This window comes from Alteromonas abrolhosensis (assembly GCF_001953635.1).
In the GTDB taxonomy this organism is placed as follows: domain Bacteria; phylum Pseudomonadota; class Gammaproteobacteria; order Enterobacterales; family Alteromonadaceae; genus Alteromonas; species Alteromonas abrolhosensis.
The window spans coordinates 1,110,990-1,125,336 of the sequence record NZ_MEJH01000003.1 but is presented as its reverse complement, the minus strand read 5'-3'; the positions used below and the strand labels follow the sequence as shown (position 1 = coordinate 1,125,336).

Sequence of the window (14,347 nt, the reverse complement as noted above, 5' to 3'; positions counted from 1 at the left end):
TTACGCTCATATCACCGTGGCGCCCCGTGCTGCCCCCATGAAGAAAATTAGAAATTTAGCATAGATTTCAGAAGCTTAAATTTTTCAGGATGAAAGCTTTAACCGCTCACGCTCTGTGTGCTTTTTAATCGAAATATGAAATTTATTGTTAGATTTTATACCGTTAAAAATTTTTTATTGATAAGAGAAAAATCTTTTGTTTTATCTTCGTTTTTAATTATCTTAAAAGTGCGCTGAACAAAACATTACGTTGGGTACAACATGAAAAGTTTAGCTATTCGACAATCTGCAAAACCTTATATCGATCGTCAGAAATTTCCCTATGGTTTTCGTAAATCAGGTGACTTCAGTATTACTGAAGCCGATATTCTAACCAACTACGGCAAGACATTGTTAGGACTTGAAAGTGGCGAACTTTCACCTGAAAGTGATGATGAGACGCATTTCGTCGATTTCATCAATGGTAAGGTTGAAGCTAGCAATAACCTAGAAAAAGCCTGGGCAAAATACGTCAGATTAGCGAGAGGCAAAAAGCACTTCTATACACTTCACAGCAGTGCAAGCAACCAATCAGATTATGACGAAGATTATTCTGATGAAGAATTCGATGTAGCCTAATGCTGTATCATTGCTAAAAAGCTCGCTTCGGCGAGCTTTTTTGTTTCTAAAACAAATGATCTCAATCAAGTTCTGGCAAGAACAAAATGAAGAAACGTTAAGGACTGTCTACACTTAGAGTAATACAGAGCCAACTGCCAATTATCGTAGTGCTCTGTGAAAACAAGCCCATGCAAAGGAGGCGCAACGATGATCATTAGTTCAAAACAGCTTACTCACTTTTCTATCCATGCTTTGGATGACAAAGTGGGCGGCATCCGCGATATCCTTTTTGACGACGAAACCTTTACCGTGCGCTATTTAGTCGCAGACACCAACACTTGGCTCCCCCTTAGTCGCAAGGTAGTTATCTCTCCAATTTCTGTTACCCAGCTCGAAGCAGAGAGTGAATCCGTTCATATCAATATGACCGTCGAAACCCTAAAAAACAGCCCTTCTATCGATGAACACAAACCCGTTTCTCGCGAATACGAAGAGAATCTTTTTAAATATTTCGGCTATGGGTATTACTGGATTGGCCCCGGCGCATGGGGAGAGTTTGCACATCCCAATGAACTGGTTGAGTTACAAAGAGCCGAAGAATCAGATACCTTGCACCCTCAAAAAACGACTAACCACTTAAGAGCAGTTGGTGAGGTTGGAGGTTATGAGGTAGCAACGACCACTGACAATGTAGGGCATATCAGTAATTTTATTATCGATACCCGAAGTTGGGAAATTGTAATGCTTGTGGTTGATACCAACAACTGGCTTCCAGGTGGTAAACATCTAGCTTTGTTGCCAAGTGACATAAAAAGTATTGACTGGGCAGCACACAATGTCGTTGTCAACTTAAGCCACGATGAACTAGAAGATAGGCCTGAAGTCGAAAGCGATAAAATTTCTGAAGAAGGCTATATACCTATGTTGTGTGAGCAACTCAATGGTGATAGTGAATAGTAACTGGGTAACGTTTACATTGAGATAGGGTTAACTGAAACGTTCGAACAAACTAGGTGCTACACAATGTCCGTTTTTTTAGCGGACATTGTAGCTTTTAAAGATATGGAGCTATCACTCGCAGAAGAATTCATACATTAAAGCAATTAATCGCTTAACGCGTTCATCTGCTAAGCGGTAGTAAATCGTTTGACCTTCTCTTCTAGTGGCCACCATTTTGGATTCTCGCAATAATGCGAGGTGTTGAGAAATTACGGGTTGAGAAACGCTGACGACTTCGAGAAGTTCAGTAACCGACTTTTCCTCCTTCAATAACGAACACAACACCATAAGGCGCGTTTTGTTCGCAAATTGCTTGAGGAAGATTTCAGCTTCCGCAGCGTGTTCCATTATATCATCTGAACCTATTACCATATCCTCGGACATAAGTACTCTCTATCTGTAAAGTATTTCGGCACCAATTTAGCCATTTACTATACTAAAGTATAAGACAATTTGCCGACTTGCCATTTTATGCGACGAATTCCTGTATTTTACATTGTTTTATTACGCCAATATACTTACATTAGATTTTACTTATTTAATAATTAGTTTAGTTCAACTGAGCGAGAAAGGAAAAATATGCTTTTAGATATTAAAACTCGAATTGAAAACATAGACGTGAACTTACGAACCGTAACAGCCCAGCAAGCTGCAAGCGAGTGTCGCAGTAACAACGGCACCCTTATAGATGTGCGAGAAGCCGCTGAGGTCGCAAATCAGCCCGTCCCTTCAGCCCTTCACATTCCACGAGGTGTGCTTGAAATGAAAGCCTTAGAACAGTTTAAGGATGCTTCAACGCCACTTTATATTCACTGTGCATCGGGCGTGCGTGCAAAGCTTGCAGCAGAGCAATTGATAAAAATGGGATACGACAATGTATCGGTTGTTACCTGCCCGGTACCCACGATAAATGAAGTAAACCAGAAATGACTTACTAAGCACGTGTGTGCTATAAGTAGCGCTATATAAGAGTTTAAAGGCGCTGTATGCTTAAATCTACGTTAGAACAGTGGCGCATGTTTAAAGCCGTCGTCGATGCCGGCGGCTTTAATCAGGCTGCTGCTGAAGTTCATAAAAGTCAATCAAGCGTTCACCACGCAGTTCAAAAGCTCGAAAACGCAATTGGTGTTTCACTATTTGAGAACATCGGGCGCAAGGTACAGTTGTCGCCTCAAGGCGAACTTATGTATCGACGGGCGTCGTTTTTGCTAAACGAAGCTCACAAGCTTGAAGCTGTGGCCAGTAGTCTACAATCCGGCACAGAAACAACACTGCGTATTGCCGTCGACATTATTTTCCCCTCTGAATTGCTGTACAACGTGCTTGCTAAAGTGTCAGCCGAGTTCCCTTTATTGCGCATTGAAATCGAGGAAACTGTATTAAGTGGTGCAAACTCACTGTTAAGTAATGGAAAAGTAGATTTGGGGATATCGCCGTTTGTTTTTCCCAGTGGCTTTAGCGAAGACCTATGCGAAATCGAGTTTGCTGCAGTCGCTCATGCCGACCACCCTCTCCATCAGCTAAATAGAACCCTTACATTGGAAGACCTCAAAGCTCATCGCCAAATCGTTGTGAGGGACTCTTCTGCAGAGCGTAAGGCTGATGTAGGCTGGCTGGGTGCCGAGCAACGCTGGACCGTTAGCCATGTAAGAACGTCGTTGGATATTATTGCTCAAGGATTAGGTTTTGCCTGGCTTCCAATTGCTATAATTAAAGATGAATTAGAAAACGGTACCCTTGTCCCCCTTCCTCTTGATAATAATGCGGCATTGCGCAAAGCCCTTCTTTATTTATCTTTTGAAGACGGTGACACGCTTGGACCTGCAGCCCGTGCATTTATCGGTGAACTCAGGTATCAAACGATGAATCTTCCCTCCTCAGACTTTATGCTCGACTCTTGTACAGAATAGCAGGCAGTTAACCAAGGGCTGCCGCTATTCGTTCAAATCCAAGAATAAAGCCAAAGAGCGAGATTGAAACACCTACCAGCGCGACAGCACCATCATCCGTGGCCATTCCTATTGCCATGATAAATACTGCAAAGGCTGGGATGAGCCCCATAAAAGGGATCAGTTCAAGAGGAACCATGACGAAGCCACATCCCACACAGCACAATGCAATAAGCGAGCGAAATACAGGCTGCCGCATAAAAAAGCAGCGAGGCACTAAAAAACGATCTACTCTTACTGCATAAGGCTTCACTTTTTCGACCATATAGCGAAGCTGATCTGCATCGCATTGTAACTCCATGACTTTTTGCGGCAACCAAGGGTGCCTGCGACCAAGTAAAATTTGCAATGCAATGAGTAAAATCGTCCCACCCGCTAAGGAAGGGATACCAGGTATCGCACCAATGGGGGTACAAGCGATAAAAGATGGGAGCGCCAACATCGGACCGAATCCTCGTTTCTCCATCACATCCCAAAATTCGGCAAACTCGAATACGTCTTGTCTCGCCCTTGGCTGCATTTTCCCTAGCAGCTCATATAAGGTCATTGATCTTTCAGCTGTTTTTCCCCACATTTTCAATTCCTTTGATGTCACCTTTAGCGTGAACGTCTATCTTTTCAGCCAGCCTCCGCGCCTAATTTTTAGTCGAAAATGATATCAACGTCGTTGCATCACTCTTGTTTCCTAGAAGCTACATACAAAGAAAAATGTGCGAAAAATATGCCATCAGCCTCCTATCCCCTATTTCAGAAGACAGGTACGCTTTTTGCAGATGCACCTGATATGTAGAGTAAAATTTGCCGAAAAAATGAAGGCAACTGTAAAAATTTTACAAAAATGTGATGTAGAATTTTTCTTGCAACTAATGCTGTCATATTTTTTAAGATATTAAATGTATCTACCTATGAACTAACGCTTTAGCATTTCATGATTGATAGCGTATGATAAAACTATAACATTGATTCTATTCCAAATTTTTTCTGAATAGGAAACGAAAGAGAGGGACATCCACGTGCTTACCGTACTTTTAGTTGATGACGACGCCGAATTTACAGAAGTCGCATGTACTATCATCGAATTTCTTGGCCACGAAGTACTTACCGCTGCCACACTCAAAGAAGCCCGCGATTGGTTAGAGAAAGAAACCTTTGACCACGTTTTGCTTGATTTTATGTTACCAGACGGAAGCGGTGCGCACTTATTCAACGAGTTAGACGCACTTCCTAAGCGCCCTCGTGTGACATTGATAACAGGTCACCCTTCGGTAAAAAGTGTGATTAAGGGTTTGTGTGGTCCTACTGTTGATTATCTCGTTAAGCCAATCCAACGGGAAGAAATCGAAGCTGTTTTAAGTCAAAAACCCAAGGAAAAGGCTCCAGCGGAAGAAAAGATTGAAAAGCATTTTGACTTACTCATTGGTGAATCACCAGTGATGAAGGAGCTGTACAAACTTATCTCTCGCGTTAGCAAAACCAGCGCGAACGTGATGCTTCTTGGTGAAAGTGGTGTAGGTAAAGAGGTGGTAGCCGCAGCCATTCACCGCGCTTCAGAAAGTGAAGGTCCTTACATTGCGACTAACTGTGGTGCCTTTTCAAAAGAACTTATAGGCAGTGAACTGTTCGGTCACGAGAAAGGCGCATTTACCGGCGCTGTGGGACGTAAAGAAGGTGTATTCGAACAGGCGCAAGGCGGTACGCTTTTCTTAGATGAAATCACAGAGATGCCTATTGATATGCAGCCTAATCTCTTACGCGTTTTGGAAAACAAAGTAGTTATCCGTGTTGGCGGAACAAAGACAATTCCTGTTAGCTGTCGCGTAGTCTCTGCTACTAACAGAACTATGGAAGAGATTGCACAAAGCAAAGTGCTGCGCGAAGACATTTATTTCAGGCTTGCGGTCTTTCCTATCACCATCCCTCCCCTGCGTGAAAGAAAGGAAGATATTCCTTTGCTAGCAAAGACATTTATTGCTGAGTTCAACAAAGATAACGGCTCTAAGTTCAAGTGGGAAGAAAGCCAATTAGATACATTACAAGCATACGATTGGCCTGGGAACGTACGTGAGTTAAGACACTTCGTGCATCGCGCAGCCATTATGAGCGACCCAGAAAAATCAGAAATTGAGTTACCAAAAACCATAGAATCACCTTTTGCGCAGAAACAGAGCACCACGCCTGCTCTGCAAGCGGGTCGAACCATTGAAGACGTGGAAAAAGAACTTATTTATGCCACGTTGGAAAAAGTTAACGGTAACAAAACAACTGCCGCTGAGATGCTGGGTATTAGTACGAAAACGCTATACAACCGCCTTCACGCGTATGGTGATTTAAGTAAAGACGAGTAGAAGAGGTATTCGATATGACTAGCGAAGAATTTTCTCGGCTAAGTGTTTATGTGCACGACGCGCGCAAGCCGCTAAACCGAATTTCTATGCAAGCAGAGCTAGTAAAGATGGCCTTAAATGGCGACGTTGCACCTGAAAAGGCGCTGGCTGCGCTGGATAAAATAATAAGCAGTGCTAAAGACTGCAGCCATACTCTTGCTGATATGACATCAGAATTGAGTGGCAGTGTTACGGATTAAGTAAATGATTACTAAAGTATTGTCTTCGCTTTATAGTTGGATAATTTTAGTTGTACTGGTCATCGTGGTTATTACCGCCAATTCATTCTACGTAGTAAGTACGCTAAATGACCTTTCTGCACTAGAAGCGCGACTCTTTACTACTAACCGTGTCATCAATGCGGTTAATCGCCTTCATGTTGCTGTACTTCGCGTTGAATCAGGTCAACGCGGCTATATGCTTACCGGCGACGAGGAATATCTCACTGACTACACCGAAACCCTAAGTGTAATAGGCGAGTTAATGGATGAAGTTGAAGTCAGTTCTTTTTCTTCAGACATTGAAGAACAGTCGGCTCGCATTGAAAAGCTTCTGGCCTTAACCAAAGAGAAAGTCAACGAAGTAATTGAAGGTGTTGAACTTTATAAGGCTGGCAATGAGCAACAAGCTGTTATTTTAGTTAATAGCGACAAAGGTATAAACCTGTACAAGCAGTTTGAAAGGATATTCAGAGAGATTGACGGCTCAGAACGAGATATGCAGGGCACTCATTTAGCCAACTTAATGAGCCTAAGGCGAGACTCCGTTAATACGTTGATCATTTCTTCGGCAACCACGCTGTTACTTATCATCACTGTGTTCTTGTTGTTGAAAATCAATTCTCGTGAACACGAGAAATATCAGGCAGACCTTGAATCGGTCAATGAGGACTTAGAATCTCGGATTGCTGATAGAACACAAGAGCTGAGTGTTTACTCAGATGAATTAGCAAGAAGTAACCGAGAATTAGAAGATTTTGCATTTGTTGCGTCACACGATCTTCAAGAACCCCTCAGGAAAATACGCGCATTTGGCAACCGTTTGGAGTCGGGCTACAACGATGTGATAGACGAACGTGGCAAGGACTATCTCGCGCGCATGCTGAATGCTGCAGAGAGAATGTCGATGTTGATTTCTGATCTTCTCGCCTTCTCTCGCGTTTCCACACGAGGTAAAGATTTTGACGACGTTAACCTTAAGACAGCGGTAGAAAGCATACTGGGCGACTTAGAAATTGCCATTGCCGAAAAGTCAGCGCAAATTAACGTTGGCGATTTACCCACGGTTCGCGGTGACAAGTCTCAATTGGAACAAGTATTTTTGAATCTTCTTTCTAACGCGTTGAAGTTCCAAAGTGAGGGGGTGACACCTGTCGTGAATGTGTCTGCACAGGATGCGACAGAAGAAGAAACGAAAGATTTGCTACTTTCCGAAGAATACGAATGGACAAAAATAACCGTTTCAGACAATGGCATAGGATTTGATCAATCTTTTGCTGAAAAAATATTTGCCCCTTTTCAACGATTGCACGGTAGAAGTGAATACAAGGGTACAGGAATAGGACTTGCCGTTTGTCGTCGAATTGTAGAGCGACACAACGGACAAATAACCGCAACTAGCGCCCCGGGTAAAGGGGCCACGTTCTCGATAATAATGCCTAAAGACAGCGAACCATTTGGTTCGAGCAACAATAACGGAGAAACACACAATGACGCGTAAACAATCTCAACCCATCAATATACTTATGGCAGACGATGATGAAGATGATCGTTTGTTAACCGTTGATGCGCTAAAAGAGAGCCGTGTTTTAAACAATCTTTTTTGCGTTGAAGACGGCGTAGAGTTATTAGAGTTTCTTCGACATGAAGGTAAATATACAGACCCTGCGTCTGCACCTCGACCAAGCCTAATCTTGTTGGATTTGAATATGCCGCGAAAAGACGGCAGAGAAGCGCTGCAAGAGCTAAAAAACGACCCTAAATTACGCAGTATTCCCGTTGTAATTCTAACAACATCGAAAGAAGAAGAAGATATGCTTCGCGGTTATGATCTAGGTTGCGCATCTTACATTACTAAACCTGTAAACTTTGAAGGTTTAGTTGAACTAATGCGCGCACTCGGTCGTTACTGGATAGAGTTCGTGGAACTACCACACGAGTAAACAATTAAAGGTTAGTTAAATTGGTGACAGACCAAAATTGTTACTCAATCGAGATTCTAAAAATACCGCATCGGTAAAAGAGGTACTAGATGTCAGAGATTATAAAAGTTCTGTTGGTAGAGGATGATGAAGATGATTACTTTTTAACCTCTGATTATCTAGCGCTATGTGAGTCACCTACGTTTGAATTAACGTGGGTGACAAACAGCATAGATGCGGTAGACGCACTGAAAAAGCAAAGTTTCGATTTATGCTTACTAGATTATCTGCTTGGTGCAGAAAATGCGATTGATGTATTGGGCGTTTTAAAATCTAATCAGTTCAACTTACCTGTGGTAATTCTTACTGGCCAGTCTGACGCCACCGTTGATGAAATGGTGATGCGAGCTGGTGCGGCTGACTACTTGCAAAAATCAGAAATAGAATCGCCGCGGTTTATGCGTACCATTCGCTACGCAATGGTTCGTCGGGATATAGAAAACGAGCGAATTGAACGAAGTAAAGTTGAGCAGAAAAACAAAGCAAAAGATAAATTTCTCGCCCATTTAGGTCACGAACTTCGCACTCCCCTCACCTCTATTCTTGGCTACACAGAACTGCTTATCGACGACGCAAGAAACAGCCCTTTCCAACAAGAGCTATCTATTATTCACTCTAACGGAAAGCATCTGTTAAGCCTTCTTAATGACTTATTAGATATGTCTCGGATTATGGCTGAAAAGCTAGAACTGAACATCAAAGAAGTTAACCTAAGCGCATTTTTGACTGACATTCACTCGTTAATGCGCTTAAACGCCAAGGACAAGGGATTAAGCCTGCACGTTGTTTCAAACACTAAAATACCTGAGTTTATTCATACCGATCCTACGCGTCTACGCCAGGTCTTATTGAACCTTATTTCCAATGCCGTGAAATTTACGGACAAGGGAAGTATTACGCTTACCATTACCTTGGACGAGTCCGACTCAAATGATTCGGCGCATTCATTACTGAGGTTTTCTGTAGAAGACACTGGCATAGGCATGCCGCCAGATAAACTCGTTAATATATTTCAGCCCTTTGAGCAGATTGAAGATGTGATGCGCGCTAACCATGGTGGAGCGGGATTAGGGCTTGCAATTTGTAAAGAGCTGGTAACTAAGTTAGGCGGCGACATTAACGTAACGTCTCGCTTGGGTGAAGGCAGTATATTTACTTTTGATATCAACCCCGGCGATATTAAATCACAGCCTAGAGTCGAGCTTGAACTTGGCCAGATTCAACCTGTTGAATCCAGCAGCATGAGTTTAAACGTAACTGGGCGCGTATTGATTGTTGATGATTTACGTGAAATTAGACGACTTACCGGACACCTTGTAAGTCAATCTCAAGCAGATATCAGCTACGCTGAAAATGGTGTGAAGGCCCTTGAGGCAGTGTTACAGGCAGATGAACATAATCAACCCTTTGACCTTGTTTTAATGGACATCCATATGCCTGTAATGAATGGTATAGAAGCACTTCACGCCATACGAAGACATGGGCAGGATATTCCAGTGATTGCGGTTACAGCAGCCAGCCGTAAAGGGCTAAGAGAATCGTTAATTCGTGAAGGGTTCAATGATGTGATAGGAAAACCCATCGACCGTTTCGCACTGGCCAACCTACTCTCGCAATATCTGCCTCCTGGCAATCACGTAACCTTCACTAATGTGGAAGCGCAGATAGCTGATATGCCGATGGATAAACCTTACGCGCCTGAAGACAATACTTTACCACAGTCGCCAACTGAGCTTGCACAAGTAAAGCAACAGGGCTCAACATCTGAAAATGGCGATGCGCGACCCATTAATAAGCACATACTTGTCATAGAAGATGACGAAGATGCAGCGGAGTTGCTTCAATTGTTTCTTTCCCACTTGGGACACACTGTTACTACTCAGTACTGTGGCGCTGATGCACTGCAGGCGGCCGAAGAACAGAGCTTTGACCACATTTTGATGGATCTCACCCTACCAGATTATGATGGCTATGACCTTGCGAGCGAACTGAAACAAAAACTACCGCAAGCCATGCTTACCATTGTAAGCGGCCATGAAGCCGACACCGAGGCAATGTCATCAATAGGAATAAATAGCGCGTTGCTTAAGCCTGTTACTAAGGATGACTTAGCATCAGTTGTGGGGTAAAAAACATTTATGTAGCTGCTTACGCTTTAAAACTTTATAAGTTAAGCAGCTAGCTGTACCGACCAAGAAAATATTACATAAGAATGCACGAACAGTGTGTGAGACTTGCAGACATTATCTTCTCCCTTCTATCTTAAAAAAAAATTAAACAATAAAAATCATACACTTAATAGTTTGGTACACCAGTTGCACCTTTATATTTGAACCCAAAATATTAAGGAGAGTATTATGGCTACACAAGCTTCAGCAAAACCGCAAACAGTTAAGAGTAACAGTACTAACGGCGTGGCTGAGCCGAGTCACCCAGTAACGGACCAACTGAAAGAATCTCTTCACGCATCGGTAGACAAATTGGCAGATAGCGCAGGTATTGCAGAGGAAAACATCCGCCGCACTGCATCGTCGTCTGCAGAAAATATGTCAGCGAGAAAGCGTCTAGCACAGCAGAAGTGGCAAGCATCAAAAGTACGCAAGTATGCTATTGAGAACCCAGTAGCAGCTGCAGGTATCGCATTTGCTGCTGGTATGCTGGTAACATCACTATTACGCAAGAAGTAATACGATGACCACGCCAGATTTTCGAAAAGCAAACTTTGATTTGTGTTCAGAAAATCCCTTTCGCCTGACGCCCCCAGCGGCGCAGGCGAATCTTCATTTTAAAGTAGATGAAGAAGATTCTCGCACCACATCAACAACCTCTAATGAGTCCACGAAGCAAAATTATCCTGATCCGTCTTTTTCAGATATTTTATCAGCGTTTAAAAATGCGTTTGCACAACGAAAAGAACAAGGATTGGCATTTTTAGAGCTAACCAATAGTGAGCTAATGCTCATTAAAAAGAGCTTCTTCGTAACTGTTTTCGCCTGTTTAGCGGCATTTGCAGTGGGCACCGTATGCTGGCTTATTTTAAACATCGCTATCGGCGCCATACTTCATAACATAGGCGTTCACTACGTCGTTGTTCCGCTAGTACTACTGGTTTTAAACAGCACCGCTGCCTATGCTTTATTCAGGCTTGCACAAAATGCTTTTAATTATTTGAGCTTTAGCAGACTCATTCAAACGTGGCGACGAGTTTTCGGGTAGAAAACAAGCTTAGTGGCGCTATGCGGACCGTTGAACAACCGTGAGGTAAAAGCAATGAACATCTTTTTGAAAGCCAATATGCGCGACATCGCCCATAAAGAACATGCTTATTTTTCGCAAAAACATCATGCAGATGTTGCACTTACACAAGCAAAGAGGCAATGTAAGCTGATGATGGGTAAACCCGAAACGTTAATTGGCCTTGCCGCTCTTGGAGCGTATAAAGGCGCGGTAGATGCGAAGCCCAAAGCAAAACGCAACCAAGCTTTAACGGCACTAGGTAGAACTGCGTTATTGTCCTTGTTTCAGTGATCACAGTACTAAGGAATATGTGAGATGAACAACAAAAGCAACATAAAAAAAAGCCGTAATCTAATAGCCTGTGTTGGTACGGTATTAAGCCTTGCCATGGTAGGTTGTTCATCGACCCCTGTCGCAACCCCAACGCCTTATAAATCCGCAAGCACTAAAGCGGCGTATGGCTACTCCAGCGAAAAAATTTCTGAAAGTGAATACAAGGTTCTATTTAAGGCGACTGACAAAACACCCGCCGACAAGGTTCAGCAGTATGCGCTTTATCGCGCAGCGGAAATTGCTCAAAAGCAAGGCTTTAATTATTTAGCAATTGTGAAAACAAATGTAGATAAAAAGCCCATTTTGGCAAGAGAAGTTGTGGCGAAAAATGACGAGCCCGTTGCATTTCAAACAGACAGGCAATGCACAATGTCTGGCTGTGATGAAGTTGCCCAACCTATGGCGGTGCCCAGCTCGAATGACGTGGTGAAAACACAGATAAATGATATTTACTTCACGATAGACGTCAAAATGGCGAATGATAAAGCGAGTTTGGGTAAAAATGCCTTTACTGTAACTGAAGTCTTGTCGGAGCCTTTAGAACCTAAAAATGGAAACTAAAGCTAATTCCCTTCCTGAAATTTCGAGATAGTTAACTAGTTAGTAAAAATGCTTTTCGGTACGCTGATGGCGTTACTGAAAAGCACCTTTCAAATGCACGTGCAAACCCGTTATAAGTTTCAAAACCAACAACTAGTGCAATAGATTTCAATTCTCGTTGCGTAGTAGCCAAGAGGTCACTGGCTATCTGCATTCTATATTTTTCTACATATTGTGCTGGTGTCATATTCGTTTCTTTTAAAAAGAGCCGATGACACTGTCTCTCGCTTACATGCACCAACTCAGATAAACGCTGAACGGTAATGACTTCATCAATATGCTCGCCAATCCATTGAGTAATGATAGCCATTCGATCGGAGCTGGGTTTCTGAATACTCAGTACATCAGAAAATTGCTTTTGGTTTCCAGAACGTTTTGAGTAAACCACTAAATGCTTTGCAACATGATGCGCTAACGTAGCACCATAATCTAATTCTATCAGACGTAGCGTTAAATCTATTCCTGATGTGACCCCTGCAGAAGACCAATATTTGTCATCATCTACAAATAGCTTTTCCCGCTCGATATTGAGCAAAGGGTATTCTTGCTGCAAATGATTAACAAATGCCCAGTGCGTTGCGACTTTAGTATTTTGGGGTAACCCCGCTCGTGCAAGCAAGTACGCGCCTGTGCATATGGATGCAACTCGCTCTGAGCGCGACATTAACTGCTTTAGACCTTCTAACTGCGTAGATGTTACTGTTGAGCTTCTTGCTCCCTTTCCTCCTGGTACAATTAATGTGTGGCACGCGGTTATTTCACTTAATGATATTGCGGGGGTGATGAGAAGGCCTGCTTCACATCGGACAGCATTTTCATCGAATCCAACAACCTTCAGTTGATAGCTATCCTCCATCGCTTGCTGAGCTTCATAAAAAGCGGATTGAGGCCCCGCAAAGTCCAGCAGTTCCATTCCTTCATATGCAAGCAAACAAATAAGTTTCACCACGGCACACCTGAAATTATTAAAGTAGTGGAACAATAATACACATTTAGCAAAGTGACAGATATGACATTCACGCACCCAAAACTGACATCCTAATACAGCTCCCTGCCCTTAATTTTTCGCTATTGATAAAAGGTGCCGACAGAGATTTCTCTTTCAGCGAGATTGGACTGTTTTCACCGGTAAATATTGAACAATAAATCATGTAAAAAATGCATAAGTTCGTGTAATCGTGACCTTAACTACTAACAGATATACTTTAAAAATCTCGTCAAAATTAAAATTTAACCATTTAAATCAATATCTTAAAAACTAGGCATGAAGCTAGCATTAGTAATTATGAAAGTAACGGAAGCAATACGAGGATTTAGTTATGTTAGGTTGGGCAATCACATTTTTTATCATCGCCATTATTGCAGCAGTTTTTGGTTTTGGAGGCATCGCAGGTGCAGCAACAGGTATAGCACAGTTTCTTTTCTTTGTGTTTATCGCGTTGCTAGTAATTTCACTTATCGCTAATGCGTTACGTGGTAGAGCACCAAGGGCCTAAGATTTAGAAGTATTTTAATAGGAAAAAGGAGTAAGGATATGTTTTCATTTAAAAACTTATCAAAGGTACTAGTAGCATCAGCATTTGCACTATCACTAGCAGCTTGTGGTGACGGTGAAGCGGAAGACGCAGGCGAAGAACTAGACGAGATCGTTACCGATGCAGGTAATGCCGTTGAAGACGCTTGTGAAGATGTGAAAGAAGGCGTAGACGCTGAAGATAAAGACTGTTAATCACGTTTTTATTAAAAAAAGGGTCAGACAATTGTCTGGCCCTTTTTTGTATATATCGCTGAATTGGTTAGCTTTTTCACGTTAGCTAAGACACTTCCTCACCACCTAACTCACGGGCAAGATCGTCAAGTGTAGATAGCGTCGAATCAAACTCACCTAGGCTATAACGGTATTTTACGCTTACGTGATGATCAGTACGCCCAAACTTCACTCGTAGCCCTTCAGCATCAATATGCTTAACGGTATTTAAAAACCGATACGCAGACATTTCTGTTTCAAATTGAAACTCAACACTGTTTTCCATTTAGGTTTCCGT

Annotated in this window: 19 protein-coding genes; 15 read left to right on the top strand and 4 right to left on the bottom strand. The window is 42.5% G+C overall.

What is annotated here, in order from left to right:
• The first annotated feature begins 261 nt into the window (after nt 1-261).
• Nucleotides 262-618 (top strand): MaoP family protein, encoded by a 357-nt coding sequence (locus BGK61_RS07010; RefSeq protein WP_048832198.1) that lies wholly within the window; start codon nt 262-264, stop codon nt 616-618.
• Between the two features lie 189 nt (nt 619-807).
• Nucleotides 808-1,557 carry a PRC-barrel domain-containing protein gene (locus BGK61_RS07005; RefSeq protein WP_014998687.1) on the top strand — a complete coding sequence of 250 codons (750 nt, stop codon included), beginning with the start codon at nt 808-810 and terminating at the stop codon, nt 1,555-1,557.
• Nucleotides 1,558-1,671: 114 nt separating this feature from the next.
• On the opposite strand, the gene BGK61_RS07000 is transcribed toward BGK61_RS07005, so the two are convergent.
• A complete protein-coding gene (locus tag BGK61_RS07000; RefSeq protein ID WP_014949816.1) occupies nt 1,672-1,983 on the bottom strand; it encodes an ArsR/SmtB family transcription factor in 312 nt (103 codons plus the stop codon).
• Between the two features lie 195 nt (nt 1,984-2,178).
• On the opposite strand from BGK61_RS07000, the gene BGK61_RS06995 reads away from it, so the two are divergent.
• The gene (locus BGK61_RS06995; RefSeq protein ID WP_014998688.1) at nt 2,179-2,529 is read left to right on the top strand and encodes a rhodanese-like domain-containing protein; all 351 of its coding nucleotides are present in this window, start codon (nt 2,179-2,181) and stop codon (nt 2,527-2,529) included.
• Nucleotides 2,530-2,585: 56 nt separating this feature from the next.
• On the top strand, nt 2,586-3,509 hold the full coding sequence (locus BGK61_RS06990) for a LysR family transcriptional regulator (protein ID WP_014998689.1): 924 nt from the start codon (nt 2,586-2,588) through the stop codon (nt 3,507-3,509).
• A 7-nt stretch (nt 3,510-3,516) separates the two neighbouring features.
• Here the strand turns inward: BGK61_RS06990 and BGK61_RS06985 are convergent, their stop codons facing one another.
• Nucleotides 3,517-4,122, bottom strand: a complete 606-nt coding sequence (locus tag BGK61_RS06985) for an exopolysaccharide biosynthesis protein (RefSeq protein WP_014998690.1) — start codon at nt 4,120-4,122, stop codon at nt 3,517-3,519.
• Nucleotides 4,123-4,561: 439 nt separating this feature from the next.
• On the opposite strand from BGK61_RS06985, the gene BGK61_RS06980 reads away from it, so the two are divergent.
• The 9 genes from BGK61_RS06980 (at nt 4,562) to BGK61_RS06940 (ending at nt 12,263) form a co-directional block, all read left to right on the top strand.
• Nucleotides 4,562-5,893, top strand: a complete 1,332-nt coding sequence (locus BGK61_RS06980) for a sigma-54-dependent transcriptional regulator (protein WP_014998691.1) — start codon at nt 4,562-4,564, stop codon at nt 5,891-5,893.
• 14 nt (nt 5,894-5,907) lie between these two features.
• A complete protein-coding gene (locus BGK61_RS06975; RefSeq protein WP_014998692.1) occupies nt 5,908-6,132 on the top strand; it encodes a hypothetical protein in 225 nt (74 codons plus the stop codon).
• A gap of 4 nt (nt 6,133-6,136) precedes the next feature.
• The gene (locus tag BGK61_RS06970; protein WP_076011922.1) at nt 6,137-7,651 is read left to right on the top strand and encodes a sensor histidine kinase; all 1,515 of its coding nucleotides are present in this window, start codon (nt 6,137-6,139) and stop codon (nt 7,649-7,651) included.
• Nucleotides 7,641-8,093: a response regulator gene (locus BGK61_RS06965; RefSeq protein WP_014998694.1), complete on the top strand. Its 453-nt coding sequence runs from the start codon at nt 7,641-7,643 to the stop codon at nt 8,091-8,093. The genes BGK61_RS06970 and BGK61_RS06965 overlap by 11 nt, the downstream gene beginning before the upstream one ends.
• Nucleotides 8,094-8,182: 89 nt before the next feature.
• The gene (locus BGK61_RS06960; RefSeq protein ID WP_076011921.1) at nt 8,183-10,261 is read left to right on the top strand and encodes a response regulator; all 2,079 of its coding nucleotides are present in this window, start codon (nt 8,183-8,185) and stop codon (nt 10,259-10,261) included.
• A gap of 228 nt (nt 10,262-10,489) precedes the next feature.
• On the top strand, nt 10,490-10,819 hold the full coding sequence (locus BGK61_RS06955) for a hypothetical protein (protein ID WP_014998696.1): 330 nt from the start codon (nt 10,490-10,492) through the stop codon (nt 10,817-10,819).
• Between the two features lie 4 nt (nt 10,820-10,823).
• Nucleotides 10,824-11,348, top strand: a complete 525-nt coding sequence (locus BGK61_RS06950; protein ID WP_014998697.1) for a hypothetical protein — start codon at nt 10,824-10,826, stop codon at nt 11,346-11,348.
• 54 nt (nt 11,349-11,402) lie between these two features.
• Nucleotides 11,403-11,660 carry a hypothetical protein gene (locus BGK61_RS06945; protein ID WP_076011920.1) on the top strand — a complete coding sequence of 86 codons (258 nt, stop codon included), beginning with the start codon at nt 11,403-11,405 and terminating at the stop codon, nt 11,658-11,660.
• Nucleotides 11,661-11,684: 24 nt separating this feature from the next.
• A complete protein-coding gene (locus BGK61_RS06940; protein WP_076011919.1) occupies nt 11,685-12,263 on the top strand; it encodes a CC0125/CC1285 family lipoprotein in 579 nt (192 codons plus the stop codon).
• Between the two features lie 31 nt (nt 12,264-12,294).
• On the opposite strand, the gene BGK61_RS06935 is transcribed toward BGK61_RS06940, so the two are convergent.
• Nucleotides 12,295-13,251, bottom strand: coding sequence for a GlxA family transcriptional regulator (locus BGK61_RS06935; RefSeq protein ID WP_014998700.1), 957 nt, complete (start codon nt 13,249-13,251; stop codon nt 12,295-12,297).
• Nucleotides 13,252-13,621: 370 nt separating this feature from the next.
• Between BGK61_RS06935 and BGK61_RS06930 the strand changes: the two genes are divergently transcribed.
• Both BGK61_RS06930 and BGK61_RS06925 read left to right on the top strand, forming a co-directional pair.
• Nucleotides 13,622-13,798: a DUF1328 domain-containing protein gene (locus tag BGK61_RS06930; RefSeq protein WP_014949832.1), complete on the top strand. Its 177-nt coding sequence runs from the start codon at nt 13,622-13,624 to the stop codon at nt 13,796-13,798.
• A 38-nt stretch (nt 13,799-13,836) separates the two neighbouring features.
• Nucleotides 13,837-14,031 (top strand): hypothetical protein, encoded by a 195-nt coding sequence (locus BGK61_RS06925; RefSeq protein WP_014949833.1) that lies wholly within the window; start codon nt 13,837-13,839, stop codon nt 14,029-14,031.
• Nucleotides 14,032-14,116: 85 nt separating this feature from the next.
• Here the strand turns inward: BGK61_RS06925 and BGK61_RS06920 are convergent, their stop codons facing one another.
• Entirely contained in the window at nt 14,117-14,335 is a 219-nt protein-coding gene (locus BGK61_RS06920) for a hypothetical protein (protein WP_014998701.1), read from the bottom strand.
• Nucleotides 14,336-14,347: the final 12 nt, after the last annotated feature.

What these genes read in the sequence shown, in the direction of transcription:
- BGK61_RS07010 (WP_048832198.1), top strand. Translation starts at nt 262, where the DNA reads ATGAAAAGTTTAGCTATTCGACAATCTGCAAAACCTTATATCGATCGT.
- BGK61_RS07005 (WP_014998687.1), top strand. Translation starts at nt 808, where the DNA reads ATGATCATTAGTTCAAAACAGCTTACTCACTTTTCTATCCATGCTTTG.
- BGK61_RS07000 (WP_014949816.1), bottom strand. Translation starts at nt 1,983, where the DNA reads ATGTCCGAGGATATGGTAATAGGTTCAGATGATATAATGGAACACGCT.
- BGK61_RS06995 (WP_014998688.1), top strand. Translation starts at nt 2,179, where the DNA reads ATGCTTTTAGATATTAAAACTCGAATTGAAAACATAGACGTGAACTTA.
- BGK61_RS06990 (WP_014998689.1), top strand. Translation starts at nt 2,586, where the DNA reads ATGCTTAAATCTACGTTAGAACAGTGGCGCATGTTTAAAGCCGTCGTC.
- BGK61_RS06985 (WP_014998690.1), bottom strand. Translation starts at nt 4,122, where the DNA reads ATGTGGGGAAAAACAGCTGAAAGATCAATGACCTTATATGAGCTGCTA.
- BGK61_RS06975 (WP_014998692.1), top strand. Translation starts at nt 5,908, where the DNA reads ATGACTAGCGAAGAATTTTCTCGGCTAAGTGTTTATGTGCACGACGCG.
- BGK61_RS06970 (WP_076011922.1), top strand. Translation starts at nt 6,137, where the DNA reads ATGATTACTAAAGTATTGTCTTCGCTTTATAGTTGGATAATTTTAGTT.
- BGK61_RS06965 (WP_014998694.1), top strand. Translation starts at nt 7,641, where the DNA reads ATGACGCGTAAACAATCTCAACCCATCAATATACTTATGGCAGACGAT.
- BGK61_RS06960 (WP_076011921.1), top strand. Translation starts at nt 8,183, where the DNA reads ATGTCAGAGATTATAAAAGTTCTGTTGGTAGAGGATGATGAAGATGAT.
- BGK61_RS06955 (WP_014998696.1), top strand. Translation starts at nt 10,490, where the DNA reads ATGGCTACACAAGCTTCAGCAAAACCGCAAACAGTTAAGAGTAACAGT.
- BGK61_RS06950 (WP_014998697.1), top strand. Translation starts at nt 10,824, where the DNA reads ATGACCACGCCAGATTTTCGAAAAGCAAACTTTGATTTGTGTTCAGAA.
- BGK61_RS06945 (WP_076011920.1), top strand. Translation starts at nt 11,403, where the DNA reads ATGAACATCTTTTTGAAAGCCAATATGCGCGACATCGCCCATAAAGAA.
- BGK61_RS06940 (WP_076011919.1), top strand. Translation starts at nt 11,685, where the DNA reads ATGAACAACAAAAGCAACATAAAAAAAAGCCGTAATCTAATAGCCTGT.
- BGK61_RS06930 (WP_014949832.1), top strand. Translation starts at nt 13,622, where the DNA reads ATGTTAGGTTGGGCAATCACATTTTTTATCATCGCCATTATTGCAGCA.
- BGK61_RS06925 (WP_014949833.1), top strand. Translation starts at nt 13,837, where the DNA reads ATGTTTTCATTTAAAAACTTATCAAAGGTACTAGTAGCATCAGCATTT.
- BGK61_RS06920 (WP_014998701.1), bottom strand. Translation starts at nt 14,335, where the DNA reads ATGGAAAACAGTGTTGAGTTTCAATTTGAAACAGAAATGTCTGCGTAT.